Annotated in this window: 13 protein-coding genes; 5 read left to right on the top strand and 8 right to left on the bottom strand. The window is 39.1% G+C overall.

Features of this window, described 5'->3' with window-relative positions; translation table 11 throughout:
• Window positions 1-1,210 precede the first annotated feature (1,210 nt).
• The 7 genes from MKP07_RS28610 to MKP07_RS28640 all read right to left on the bottom strand — a co-directional run bounded on the left by MKP07_RS28610 (window position 1,211) and on the right by MKP07_RS28640 (window position 7,271).
• Window positions 1,211-2,303 (bottom strand): IS3 family transposase gene (locus MKP07_RS28610; protein WP_240851226.1). Its coding sequence is split into 2 segments (ribosomal slippage): window positions 1,211-2,054 and window positions 2,053-2,303, totalling 1,095 coding nucleotides; the frame shifts between segments, so codons are not numbered across the junction.
• An 82-nt stretch (window positions 2,304-2,385) separates the two neighbouring features.
• Window positions 2,386-2,802, bottom strand: coding sequence for a hypothetical protein (locus tag MKP07_RS28615; protein WP_240851228.1), 417 nt, complete (start codon window positions 2,800-2,802; stop codon window positions 2,386-2,388).
• Window positions 2,803-2,806: 4 nt separating this feature from the next.
• Window positions 2,807-4,030: an ATP-binding protein gene (locus MKP07_RS28620; RefSeq protein ID WP_240851229.1), complete on the bottom strand. Its 1,224-nt coding sequence runs from the start codon at window positions 4,028-4,030 to the stop codon at window positions 2,807-2,809.
• Window positions 3,961-4,359 (bottom strand): helicase HerA domain-containing protein, encoded by a 399-nt coding sequence (locus MKP07_RS28625; protein WP_240851232.1) that lies wholly within the window; start codon window positions 4,357-4,359, stop codon window positions 3,961-3,963. Before MKP07_RS28625 ends, MKP07_RS28620 begins: the two co-directional genes overlap by 70 nt.
• 192 nt (window positions 4,360-4,551) lie before the next feature.
• Window positions 4,552-5,757, bottom strand: a complete 1,206-nt coding sequence (locus tag MKP07_RS28630; protein ID WP_240851234.1) for an SIR2 family protein — start codon at window positions 5,755-5,757, stop codon at window positions 4,552-4,554.
• Window positions 5,758-5,940: 183 nt separating this feature from the next.
• A complete protein-coding gene (locus MKP07_RS28635) occupies window positions 5,941-6,213 on the bottom strand; it encodes a hypothetical protein (protein WP_240851236.1) in 273 nt (90 codons plus the stop codon).
• Between the two features lie 638 nt (window positions 6,214-6,851).
• Complete coding sequence (locus MKP07_RS28640; RefSeq protein WP_240851238.1) at window positions 6,852-7,271, bottom strand: helix-turn-helix transcriptional regulator; 420 nt, start codon at window positions 7,269-7,271, stop codon at window positions 6,852-6,854.
• A 144-nt stretch (window positions 7,272-7,415) separates the two neighbouring features.
• On the opposite strand from MKP07_RS28640, the gene MKP07_RS28645 reads away from it, so the two are divergent.
• From MKP07_RS28645 to MKP07_RS28665, 5 genes are all read left to right on the top strand, one after another.
• Window positions 7,416-7,685, top strand: coding sequence for a SymE family type I addiction module toxin (locus tag MKP07_RS28645; RefSeq protein WP_240851240.1), 270 nt, complete (start codon window positions 7,416-7,418; stop codon window positions 7,683-7,685).
• Between the two features lie 758 nt (window positions 7,686-8,443).
• Entirely contained in the window at window positions 8,444-8,605 is a 162-nt protein-coding gene (locus tag MKP07_RS28650; protein WP_240851241.1) for a DUF1328 domain-containing protein, read from the top strand.
• 262 nt (window positions 8,606-8,867) lie between these two features.
• Window positions 8,868-9,605, top strand: a complete 738-nt coding sequence (locus MKP07_RS28655) for an amidohydrolase family protein (RefSeq protein WP_240851242.1) — start codon at window positions 8,868-8,870, stop codon at window positions 9,603-9,605.
• Window positions 9,581-10,240 carry an amidohydrolase family protein gene (locus tag MKP07_RS28660; protein ID WP_240851244.1) on the top strand — a complete coding sequence of 220 codons (660 nt, stop codon included), beginning with the start codon at window positions 9,581-9,583 and terminating at the stop codon, window positions 10,238-10,240. Before MKP07_RS28655 ends, MKP07_RS28660 begins: the two co-directional genes overlap by 25 nt.
• A 37-nt stretch (window positions 10,241-10,277) precedes the next feature.
• Complete coding sequence (locus MKP07_RS28665) at window positions 10,278-10,664, top strand: MauE/DoxX family redox-associated membrane protein (RefSeq protein WP_240851246.1); 387 nt, start codon at window positions 10,278-10,280, stop codon at window positions 10,662-10,664.
• A 146-nt stretch (window positions 10,665-10,810) separates the two neighbouring features.
• On the opposite strand, the gene MKP07_RS28670 is transcribed toward MKP07_RS28665, so the two are convergent.
• The gene (locus tag MKP07_RS28670; RefSeq protein WP_240851253.1) at window positions 10,811-12,241 is read right to left on the bottom strand and encodes an arabinose isomerase; all 1,431 of its coding nucleotides are present in this window, start codon (window positions 12,239-12,241) and stop codon (window positions 10,811-10,813) included.
• Between the last annotated feature and the right edge of the window lie 22 nt (window positions 12,242-12,263).

Here is a 12,263-nt window from a genome sequence, read left to right on the forward strand (position 1 = left end):
TTACATTATGTTAAGTAGATAATCCAGAGCCATTACAAACTGGGTGCCGTTATTGAGCTGTAAAGGCGTATTCGGGACCGGCCTTGAAAAAATGGCGTGAAGAAAATGGTGCAGGAAGCCGTCCGTGCCTTGGCACGGAAAAGCCGCCGCTGTTTGAGCCTGCAGTATTTGTTTAATTAGGACGCAACCTTGCGGCGAGTTTCGGCGGGTTTAGGCTTCCAGCGCCATTTTTAGCCGATTTTTTCACAGCCTTGATTTTTTGGTTCTTTTGCATCAAGGCAAAAGAACGATAAACAAAACCGCGAGCGCCCGACTGGAAAAATGTAATTCAGACCTACAGGCATATTGCATTTTTACAGGCCAGCGAGCGACCATAAAAAAGAGAAAAAGAAGCGTTGGCAAAAAGGCAAAAATTTTAAAGACGCTACAAACACGGCGTGAACATGGGTGCAGTAAAAACTTCCTGTGTAAGTTTTCAGTTCGACACAGGAATTTTTACCAGCCCATGGAGCGCCTGCCATTACGGCTATTTACCCGCAAGGGCAAGGGCTGCGACAAAGCGCTTATTCAAAACGAAATTTTCAATGTTGTGTGAGCTAGTCTGCGGGCTGCAAACCTGATTTGCAGCCCGCAGACATAACGACTAATTATAGGACAAACCGCAAGAGCCTGTACCAATCGAAAACCTGTAATGCCAATACGGAGCCGAAATGTTGATTGAATACTTAACATAATATTGTTATAGGACAAACGGCACGGGTGCAATATTTGTCCTATAATTTCGCGTTATGTTACAATAGCCGATCCTCTAAAATTTTGCCTTCTGTGCGTGGGTTAAATGCGTGATGGGATAGAAGCGACATCCTTTTGGGGCTGGCTTTTTAGCCGCTAAAAGGGGAAATTATTCTTTGTTTTCCTTCTCTTATTTTTTAGAAAGATGCTCGTTATCCAGCACCAAAAGATACAGCATAACCGAGTAACGAAGCAACTAAATGTTGCTTTGATGCGAAGGTTACCAGCGCAGCTGCCCGACCCTTGCCCGCTAAAACTTCAATAACAAATAGGGCAGGTGTAGCCTTCCGTGTTTTTGAAGCCTTATCATTTTTAGGACAGGTCTAAGTTAGACAAATTGGTGATTGTTCATTTAAAATATATGATTGTTGGTTAAATGGTTGATCAGGGTTCTGCTGTTGCCGTTCAGTCATATGTTTTAAATGAAGTGCCCCCGGCAGGCCGACTGATGGGCCTTTGCCGGCGTTTGATTGTTTAACGATTGATGCGGCATTAGGTGGTTGTAGCCATGCTGCCACTCATCGCTGAGTATTCTGAGTTCCTCTAATGATTCAAACAAATACGCATCTAGCACATCTTCTCTGTATGTTCTGTTTAATCTTTCTATATAGGCATTTTGCATCGGCTTGCCGGGTTGTATGTATTTAATAATTATTGATCGATCACTGCACCATTCACTAAAAGCTTTTCCGGTGAACTCTGGCCCATTGTCTACTCTTACTTGAAGAGGCTTTCCTCTTTCTGCAGTGATCTGCTCCAGTATCTCAGTTACTTTCTGACCGGTGATAGAATAATCGCACCATACTGCAAGTGACTCTCTCGTACAGTCATCCACCACCTTAAATATGCGCAATTTTCTACCGCTCACCAGGCTATCAGACATGAAGTCCATACTGTAACTTTGGTTGGGCAGTAATTGCTTTTGAAGCGGTTCTTTGATTCGTGAGGGAAGCCTTTTCTTATGCCTTCTGCGCCTGCACAGGTTCATCTCACGATACACACGTAGCACACGGCTTCTGGCCCATTTGTTTCCTTCAATGCGGATGATCGCATAGTACTTATCAAAACCTCGTGTTGGAAAACGATCCGCCAAAGAACTAAGCTTATCGATAATGGCGCTATCATCCTTACCACTTCGATAATACCAAAGAGAGCGTTGCAAATGAATTACTCTGCAAGCCCTGCCAACACTAATGGATTGTTCTTTAATTACAGATTCCGCCAGCTCTCGTTTTTGACAGGGCTTTATAACTTTTTTCGATAATGTGTTTGGCAAGCTGATGATCAAGCATCAACTCTGCATACATTTGTTTAAGGCGGCGGTTCTCGTCCTGAAGAGCCTTGAGCTCTCTGATATGGCTGGAATCCATGCCGGCATACTTCTTACGCCAGTTATACAATGTTGCTTTGCTTATGCCATGCTCCCGACACAGCTCCAGGGCCTCGCGGCCACCTTCGTACTGCTTTAAAATCGACGCTATTTGCGTCTCGCTAAATCTTTGCTTTTTCATATCTGACAGTTTAAAATTAACTTATTCAAGTCTAATCTTCAACTGTCCTAAAAACACGGAAGGCTACAAAAATGATAAGGCTTCAAGGATATAGACTGAAATAATCCTTGACGTAAGATTCCGGCATTAGAAATTCAACAGGGCAGCCCTCACTTAATGTTTGATAAAAACCATCTACTTTTGAATTCTCATTCGTATTTGAAAAGTTTTCAAATGGTGAGATAAATAAGAGCAAATCAATATTTTTACGAGTTGAAACAATATGAGGGATTTTTTCTAAGGCTTGGGTATAATTAAGATTCGTCTTATAATCCTTACACTCAGAGTAGATTATATAATTTCTAAACTTATCATCAACAATCTCAACGAGATTATCAAACCCATCTTGTGTTCCAGAATCCTGAGTTCTTTCACGGACAACGGTATAGCCTAATTCGTCAAATATTTTTACTAAGAATTCATTTGCTACTTTTTCAAAAGCACCACCTTTTTTGGACATAGATCTATTTTATCTTAAATTTTGGTGTATCAAATTTTGGTGTGGTTGTAGGTAAATCTACTTTGACAGAAATGGGCATAGGGAAATCAACTCCCATAATAATAGCTTCTCCTGAACCTAAAGAAGGCAAAAATGAAAGTGTCTCCTTATTAGCAGTTGAGCAAGCACTTGCTACTGCTTCTTTATCTTGATAATTTATAAGCCTATGTGTAATAAAGGTTCCCATTTGACTGAGTGTACCAACTGGAATATCTCTTGGCATCTGTGTAGATAAACAAAGGAACAAACCATACTTTCGACTTTCTTTAGCAATATTATCAAAAGCATTTAATTCAGTACTTTCAAAATATTCGTCTTTTACTTTTTTGTTTAAAAATTGATGTGCTTCATCAACAAAGAGAATTAGTGGATTTTCTCTAAAAGCATTAGTTCGAGCTTTGTTTAGTAAATATCTACCTAAGGAATTTGCTAAAATTTCTCTTACCTGAAAATTGTAAGGTACATTTTCAAAACCAACTCTTAAAATGTTTAAGTCGGGATTATTTAAAAAGTCATTTACTTTAGTTATTAGGTTACTTGTAGTTGGGGAATTGAAGCCAAACATACCTGAATAATCATTGTCTGATATTACATTATTAACACGCATTATCAAACTGGTAGAATTACCATAATTTCTTTCATCTCTACTGTTTGCCCAACGGTCATTGAATATTTGATAACATTCATTTGCTATTTGCTTATGCAATATGGAAATGTCAAAATGATTATGGGAAAAATCTTCTATAATAGATTTATATATAAAGTAAGCATTGTTATATGGTGCAGTAAAGTTATTTTGTTTTATAATAAGCCCATTTTGCACGACAACTTGTTGAGTGCGAAACGTAAAAATATCTTGTGTTCCGTTATTGCTATGTCCATTTGCAGGTATATTGCCCATTAAGCAATTAGCAACTTTTAAAGATTTTATAGCTTCTAAAAGAACAGGTTGCTGTACCTGCCCTGAAGGTCGAAATAAAACGAATAAATCATTAATGGTTAAATTCTGATAAGGAAAATAACTATCTGTAATAACAGTAGAATGGTCTACTTTTGAATGCGTATCGAATGTTGAGTATTCTCCGGTAGGGTCTAAGATGATAGCTTTCGCTCCGGCTTCTATAACTCCCTCAATAAATTTACTAATTGTGTAGCTCTTTCCTCCCCTGTCGTACCTACTACCGCACAATGGCGGCTAAATATTGCCTGCAATGAAATATCTACCGGAACATTTTTATCATATATTAAATTTCCCATTCTAAATGTAGGGGAATGTTCGATATTTTCAGGTTTTATTCCAAAAGTTTTAAAATGAGTTGATAAAAACTCAGCTGAACAGATAAATACTTTTGAGCCTATAAGCGGTAAGCTGTTTATTCCCTTTTCTATTTTACTGGGATCAAATAAATCAAATGACAAAAGAATCTCAATTCTTCCCACAGGATGAAAAGCTTTTGTAGAAAAAGTTCTTTCACTTAATTCTAACCGCTCTTTCTCAGGCAAAGATATTTCCAGCATTTTACCAAGAAATCCTTTCTCTTCTCCTTCAATAACAATATAATTACCAACAAGCCCCCTCGCAAGACCTCAGCATGATGTACAAATGTCTTCATCAATACTGACGAAGGAAAATGCACTTTCACAAACGCAGGAGAAACAAAGTTGACATACCCCAGAAAATGACTGTGATTAAAGGGACTATTGCTCATACTAAGAGTTTGGTATATTAATTACAATTTGACGGGTGTCGTCCTGATTATAAGATTTTAGATCAGGATAGCTTTTCGCAAAATCTTCAAAGGTTTCTGACACAATAGATATATTGGAATACTTTTTTGCAGCGTCTATAAATGGTTTTAAATTTTCATTGGTTTCATCAATACCTCTATTAATTATCATCAGTTGAAAGCTAGGATTTTGCTCTAAAGCTTCTATAATGGCTGTTACAATATGTTTGTCTCCAAAACTAAATCCAACAGTTATCAGAAAAACGTTTTCCTTTCGCAGATTTGTTTGAAATCTTGACATCATCTCAAAATAAGGCTGTTCATAGGAACTTTCATATTTTGATTGATGTGGGTAGATCATTAATGGATTTATGGGGTTTCCTTTTTGGATGATTTTATCATCTATCTTTTCCCAATTGACAGAGCCATGTAATTTATATAAATGAAAAACTTTCTGGATAAAGTTGTCTTCTTCCTTTACTCTACTTTGATTTCTTGAAACGATATCATAATCGTAATTACGACCACTAAAAGTTCGAGGATGAGAAAAAGAAAATCCATCAACAATCACAAAATTGCTTTCACAAGCTGCTTGCTCGAACATTAAATCATAATTCAAAGTAAATAGCTTAAATCGAGGGAGCGTAACTTTCCTTTTTGTGATTTTATTCAACAACAAAACGTGTGGCGAATTAGAAGGTAAATCTAATTGACACGCATTTTTTATGAAGTCTTTTATCTTGTTTACACAATCTTCAATATCAATTTCCGCTTTGGTAACATAAGGTATTGCTGGTGTTGCCATTGATAATACCTTTTCCAAATTTTTTATTATAGTGCCATCATTCCATGTTTCCTCATATTTGATGGCAGAAAGTAATTTATCAAATACAACTTTTGTCAAAAGAGTTTCAGTATCATCCCATAAATCAGCCATTGATTTTCCAACTTTCCCTGCAGTTCCCCATCCAATAGAGGAACCTGCTCCAGTTAATAGAATTAAGTTTTCGAATTGATTATTTAGTGTTTGAGCATATTTATTTCGTTTCGTTGCTGTAGCATAATCTATGCGATTGTCTTTACTTTCTTTAAAGTCGTGTAGTTTGCCATCAATAAAAACTTTGATATCATCCACGTCACTATCATCATAGGCAACAGAACTATTATTGTTGAATAGTAAATGCTTCATATTATATACGAATAAGTTGTATTTAAATATATTTTAACCTTCAATCTTTTTCGATTTCAACTTTAATTAATACCTCATTTAAGTAAACATCGTCTATCAATTTGTCATTTAGTTTTAATAAATTTCGTTCTTCATTATATTCAAAATTTTCAATACCAATTTTACACTCTATGAATTGATATGCTAAAAACTCTCAATATTTGTTCTTTGCCCATCGATTTCAGTTTGGGCATAATATTCCTGTTCCGAACAAGTAAAAATAAAATTCCCCTTGCAAGCTACTTTATCCATCTTCTCTTTTTGCGACGCTAGACCAGAGCTATTTCCTTCTTTCTTTGCTTGAAATAATAAAGACTTAATAGTTCTTTTATTATTTATTTTATCAACAATTTCAAAAGTTATAATTGCGTCAGCTCCTATTTTGGATTCGTAAGCATTTCTACCTCTTCCCCTCATTTTATGATAGAGAATTTCCCATTCATAATCAATACCAAGGCTATTGAATAATTGCCTATCAGTTCTTAAGTTCCCTAAAAAATCGCCTAATAAAGCGTCTTCATCATTTTTTGAAAATCTCCATCCTTTTTCTCTCCCAATTTGGATTTTTTCAAGACCTCCTCTTGTATATTTTCTTTCAGTTGTTTTGGGATTTTTATCATGCGAAGTATTTTGGCAAAGATTACAGCGAATTTATAAACACATGTCGAGTTATATATAAACACCAGTTTGTTTGTATAAATATTTACAGAACAAATTTAATTTACTACAGTAAGCAAAGCAATACTGGAAAACCCTACTTTTTAAGGGGACAAAGTACAAAAATGGTTAAATAAAAAAACGGGTTTTCCCCGTTTTTAATTGCTGAATATTTTGTATGTCGCTGGAAACTGTTGTGAAGCCGATATGCGTGAGGCCAGCCTGAACAGTGCATTTGCGTAAGAGATAAGAGCGAATACCTCGCTGAATCCTTGTGCGGCAGGTCCCGATAGCTATCGGGATGGCGGAGTAGCAGCGGATAGCCTGACCCTGACCTTGCCATGAAGTATAGCCAATGTGCAAAGGCGGCAGGGCAGGGGCATGCCCTAAATAAAAAATTATCTACTATTAATCAATTGCTCCAACCGCGCCATCATCTCATCCTTTTCCTTCAACATCCTTTCATACAAGGCTATCTTTTCTTCGTGAAGTTGGATTAGTTTGTCTACAGGATTATTTACAAACGTTGGACTATAATTTATCAAGCCTTGTGTATCGTGAAAAGTGTTTGATATAATGTTGATTGCTTGCTGCTCATCAAAATTTTGGATCGCCTCCACCGGTATTTTCAATAAGGCAGAAATCTGCTGGAGTAGGGGAGTATCAATCTTTTCTTTTTGTTCAAGCAGAGATACGGCCTGCTGGCTCATGTTAAGGTCAAAAGCCAAGGCATCTTGTTTTATACCTAGCATCTCGCGAAAACGTTTAATGTTGCGGCCTTCATGTACTTTGTGGTTCGGCATAGCAGTATGTGTCATAGGAGCAAATTTAGTTTTTTCAAATTAGATTATGCAAGCCTAAAGATACATAAAATACAAGCTTTTCTGTTGTAACATACAATCAATTTTTGTAGGAAACAAAACCCGTCGACCGTTGCTTTGTACCAACAAAAAAGCTACGCTATGCAAACAGTAAAAACACACCGTATTACAAAACCCATCCGGCGCATGACGGTATGCCGCTATGCGTTCAGGGGTATCAACAGCAGAACAACCACATCATTCCCGGCATTGCGGCTGGCCGGTAAATGGCTCCAAGATAGTGGTTTTAAACCCGGCCATGTGGTAGATATCGCCTGTGAAAAAGGGCGGCTCACCATTACCATTGCTAAAGAGCAAAAATATGAAGCCTTACAAGAACGGTTCCAAAAAGAAAAGATTGAGATTGTGTAGGTGGCTTACATTATGTTAAGTAGAGCATCTGCGTCCGCCAGGCAATTATATTCCACAGTTGATTTGCCAAGCACACCGCTCAATAGATATTCCCTCCGGAAATCGCCCCGGCAACCGATTTCCGGGGTCTTTTGCTCCACTTTTTGGACAAGCAAAAAGTGGAAAATAAACAACTCCGCGAGCGCCAGACTGGAAAAATGTAATTCAGACCTACAGGAATATTGCATTTTTACAGGCCAGCGAGCGACCATAAAAAAGAAGCGTTGGCAAAAAAAGGCAAAAATTTTAAAGACGCTACAAACGCGGCGTGAACATGGGTGCAGTAAAAACTTCCTGTGTAAGTTTTCAGTTCGACACAGGAATTTTTACCAGCCCATGGAGCGCCTGCCTTTACGGCTATTTACCCAACGGGCAAGGGGTGCGCTAGAGCATTTATTAAAAACTAAATTCCAAATGTTGTGTGAGTTCGTCTGCGGGCTGCAAACCTGATTTGCAGCCCGCAGACATAACGACTAATTATAGGACAAACCAAAAGAGCCGAACTGATCGAAAACCTGTAATGCCAATACGGAGCCGGAATGTTGATATATTATTTAACATAATATTGTTATAGGACAAACGGCACGGGTGCAAGATTTGTCCTATAATTTATATTATGTTAAGTAAATATTTTGACTACTTTCTATCCTTAACATTATTGGAATAGTTCTTGTCTATAACGTATAGAACCTTTTTGTAAACCCTTAAATCCTACGATTATGCTTAGATGGTCTATTATCTTTTTAATTGTGGCAATCGTTGCTGCTGTGTTTGGTTTTGGAGGCATTGCTTCCACTGCAGCCGGTATTGCTAAAGTTTTATTCTTTGTGTTTTTGGTGCTGTTTGTACTGTCTTTAATTTTCGGTAGACGCGGCGCCTGATTCCGAAATCGGCATTTATATTTGGGTGCATACACCCGTTGATGTAATCAGTAAATGAGGCTGCGTTTTGTTGCCTCATTTTATTTTTTCTAAGCTAAGCCTTTTAAACAAATTGGTCATCTGAACAAATTTCACTGGCGTGGGCGTTCAATTTTTAAAGTTTAAAATTCGCGATTAGATCAACAATTTTCCTTTGGCCTTGTCTTATATTAGTTGTGCGATATTTCCGGGTATTCAATCAATCAACGTATTTATAAATTAAATGATGAAAAATTATCCTGCGCGTTTATTAGCATTGCTGTTGTCTATATTGTTAATTTCCTGCGGTGGCAATGCCGATAAAGCCGATACAACTGGTAACGCAATTTTATTAGAACATGTACGGCTGATTGATGGTAATGGCGGCGCTCCTGTTGAAGATACACGGTTGCTGATCAAAGATGGTAAAATAGCGGCCATTGGTTTAGATATTACTGACCAGGATGCCACAGTGATCAACCTGGAAGGTAAAACGATTATGCCGGCCTTGATCTCCGCGCATTCACATATGGGTACATTGAAAGGCACCAGCACCAAACCTGAAAACTACACCGAAGAAAATATACTGGCCCAGTTAAAAAGATATGAAAGCTACGGCGTGCTGCATATTATGGCGATGGGTACGGATCGCCCCTTGCTATTTGAAACGGGTTTGCGCGATCGTTCTCTCAGTGGAGAAATTCCCGGCGCCCGGATTCATTCTGCCGGTTATGGCTTTGGTACACCTAATGGTGCGCCGCCGCTGGATTTTGCTATGGATAAAGTTTTTCGTCCGGTAACAGCCGCACAGGTTGCTACTGAAATGGATAGCCTGGCGAAGCTAAAACCGGATATGGTAAAGATTTGGGTGGATGATTTTAACGGGCAATACCCGGCTAAAATGCAGCCGGAAATTTATAAAGCGATTATACGGGAAGCACACAAAGAGAGCTGCGTGTGGCCGCCCATGTTTATTATTTGAGCGACCTGAAACAGCTGGTGGCTGACAGTGTAGATATTATTGCCCATAGTGTGCGCAGCGATACGATTGACGAAGCTACAATAGCCCGTATGAAAGCACAGCAGGTGATTTATATCCCTACTTTGTCGCTCGACGAGTACGCGTATATCTACGGACAAAAACCTGACTGGATCAACAATGAATTTTTTAGGAAATCTTTGGAGCCGGGCGTTTATGAAATGATCACATTGGAGAAATACCAAAATGATCTGAAAAATGCGCCGAACTATACTTTAAATAAAATAGCTTTTGAAACGGCTAAACAGAATATGCTTCGCTTATTTAAAGCAGGTGTTTTAATAGCTATGGGTACGGACAGCGGCGCTACACCTATTCGTGCACAGGGTTTCTCCGAACACCTGGAGCTACAGTTGATGACCGAGGCTGGTTTAACAGCTTTAGAAGCCATTACCGTAGCGACAAAAAATGCGGCCACGGCTTTAAGGATTCAACAATATTACGGCACGCTGGAGCCGGGTAAGGTTGCTGACTTGATAATACTAAATGAAGACCCAACGAAGGATATAAAAAATACCCGGGAGATTTTTGCGATATATAAAGATGGAAAAGAAGTGAGTAAAGGACCACTCCCCTAAGCCAATGGTTTTTTAATGCCCCTAATTCAATACCGATATGAATTATTTCAAAACTACTTTTTTCTTTCTGCGTTTGCCGGTGGCTATTTCATTATTGGGGCATGGACTGGTGCGCCTGCCTAAGCTGACTGGCTTTAGTAATTGGATGGTTAGCACTATGGAGAAATCGGTAATTCCTCCTGCCCTGATTGCACCGTTCAGTTATTTTCTTCCCATTGCGGAAGCCTTGCTGGGACTGGCTTTGCTGGTGGGGTTTAAAGTTCGCTATACCTTATTTGCCTCTATAACGTTGATGAGCTTATTAATATTGGGTAGCTGCTCTATTGAAAACTGGAGCGCTATTGAAGCACAGCTGTTACACGCTTTTTATTTAATGGCCCTGTATTGGTACTGGGAAAGGCACCAGTCTGGAAGTTCAACGTAAAGCCACTATGGTGCGGCTATTATTTTATAAAAGCTCCTCTCCTGGCTGAATTATATTTCTTCCTAACCTTCTCGATGTTCTTACAATAAACTTAAAGAACTCTATCCATAACTATATTGGCATTGGATTAAAGAGACATACTATTTTTATGAGGTAACCACTATTGTTTCCATATTCAGCAAAATGCCCAGCTTTATAATTTTTGATTTTATATGTCCTATACCTACTGCACAGTGATGTGCCGGCCCATGCCTGTTCCACTCGCTTACAAACTGACGGGCACCTATATTAAACTTGTAGCGGCTATTGGTATTACCGATCTCTAAAACAGGACCGGCTACAGATTCGCCTTCGGCAACCAGAAAAGCCAACTGGTTGTCAGGCTGTTCTATCACCGACAATAAGGTTACAGGTCCGTTTTTAACACTCATTTCTACCGAAAGCCCGGCACCTACTTTTCCGTGATACACCTGGAGGGGTTTCACCTTGGTCTTGCCTTCCGCTATAGCAATATGCCCCGGACCATCATGCCCCATCAATACTACATCGTCATTATAATCCATGGCATAGTATTCGGTAAACGATCCACCGGCGCCAAAGCCGTCCATTATCTTCATGGCCTGAGCATTCTTTATTTCATATTCTCCGGCTACAGGAACACCTCTTGCCGTTAGCATAGAGGTACCCAGAATAATAGAAGCAATAGCCGTTTCATTTTCCGTATTTCCCGTTCCTTTATAATAGTAAGCCATAGACCCCAGCTGGTGAAGGGCTACTAACTTGTCCAAAGCCACAGCTGTTATCGCTGCCTTTTTTATTTCTACCGGATCACAATCAGGCTGCATATCGAATACTTCCTGAAAACGCGCGATACGATCATTGACTTCCGCTTCAGAAACCTGCTTTCGCAATACTGCTAATTCTTCCACTTCAAGCAACTCTATATGACCGCCAAAATATTTGTATTGCAGGGTGAGGTCTGTATAAATGTCCAGCATGCCACTATAATAATGTCCCATACATCCCAAGCGGTTATAAGACATGGTGTGTGCTACTTTCGCTGCTTCTATCCACTCCTTTATCTCGGTCCAGCATTCATCGTTTTCATTCAAAAGGCCGGTTACCTGTTGAAATCGTATGCCTGCGCGCTGAAAAACATTGACAATTTCAGGAACGGGGCAGGCAGAACAATAAGCGAGCCACTCCCCTGTCATAGCAACCCGGTCTTGGAGTGCATTGAATCGTTGATAGTCGATAGCCGCACCGGGCGATAGGTTAAGAATGATAACCGGTACTTTTGCTTTCTGTACTACAGGCAGGACTGTTGCTGATAAAGCGTAAGTGGTTACATACAAAAAGATAAGATCTACTTCCTCTCTTCTGAAAAAGCTGCCTGCTTCAAATGCCTTATCAATATTATCTACTAATCCGGCGCTAACAACAGATGTGTTGTGCTGCGACAACCTGTTATAAACTGTATTGAGATGGTCATTTAACCTGGCTTCGAGTCCTTCAAACTGGGGCCAGTAAGTATCGAGCCCGATACCGAAAAGACCAATCTTTAATTTTGGAGGCATATCAATGGATTTGAATAAATGA

The organism is Paraniabella hibiscisoli, assembly GCF_022512515.1.
GTDB lineage: Bacteria > Bacteroidota > Bacteroidia > Chitinophagales > Chitinophagaceae > Niabella > Niabella hibiscisoli.

Coding starts and splice junctions, on each gene's coding strand:
- MKP07_RS28635 (WP_240851236.1), bottom strand. CDS start 6,213: ATGAGGGGAAGAGGTAGAAATGCTTACGAATCCAAAATAGGAGCTGAC.
- MKP07_RS28650 (WP_240851241.1), top strand. CDS start 8,444: ATGCTTAGATGGTCTATTATCTTTTTAATTGTGGCAATCGTTGCTGCT.
- MKP07_RS28670 (WP_240851253.1), bottom strand. CDS start 12,241: ATGCCTCCAAAATTAAAGATTGGTCTTTTCGGTATCGGGCTCGATACT.
- MKP07_RS28630 (WP_240851234.1), bottom strand. CDS start 5,757: ATGAAGCATTTACTATTCAACAATAATAGTTCTGTTGCCTATGATGAT.
- MKP07_RS28645 (WP_240851240.1), top strand. CDS start 7,416: ATGCAAACAGTAAAAACACACCGTATTACAAAACCCATCCGGCGCATG.
- MKP07_RS28655 (WP_240851242.1), top strand. CDS start 8,868: ATGATGAAAAATTATCCTGCGCGTTTATTAGCATTGCTGTTGTCTATA.
- MKP07_RS28625 (WP_240851232.1), bottom strand. CDS start 4,359: ATGCTGGAAATATCTTTGCCTGAGAAAGAGCGGTTAGAATTAAGTGAA.
- MKP07_RS28640 (WP_240851238.1), bottom strand. CDS start 7,271: ATGACACATACTGCTATGCCGAACCACAAAGTACATGAAGGCCGCAAC.
- MKP07_RS28665 (WP_240851246.1), top strand. CDS start 10,278: ATGAATTATTTCAAAACTACTTTTTTCTTTCTGCGTTTGCCGGTGGCT.
- MKP07_RS28615 (WP_240851228.1), bottom strand. CDS start 2,802: ATGTCCAAAAAAGGTGGTGCTTTTGAAAAAGTAGCAAATGAATTCTTA.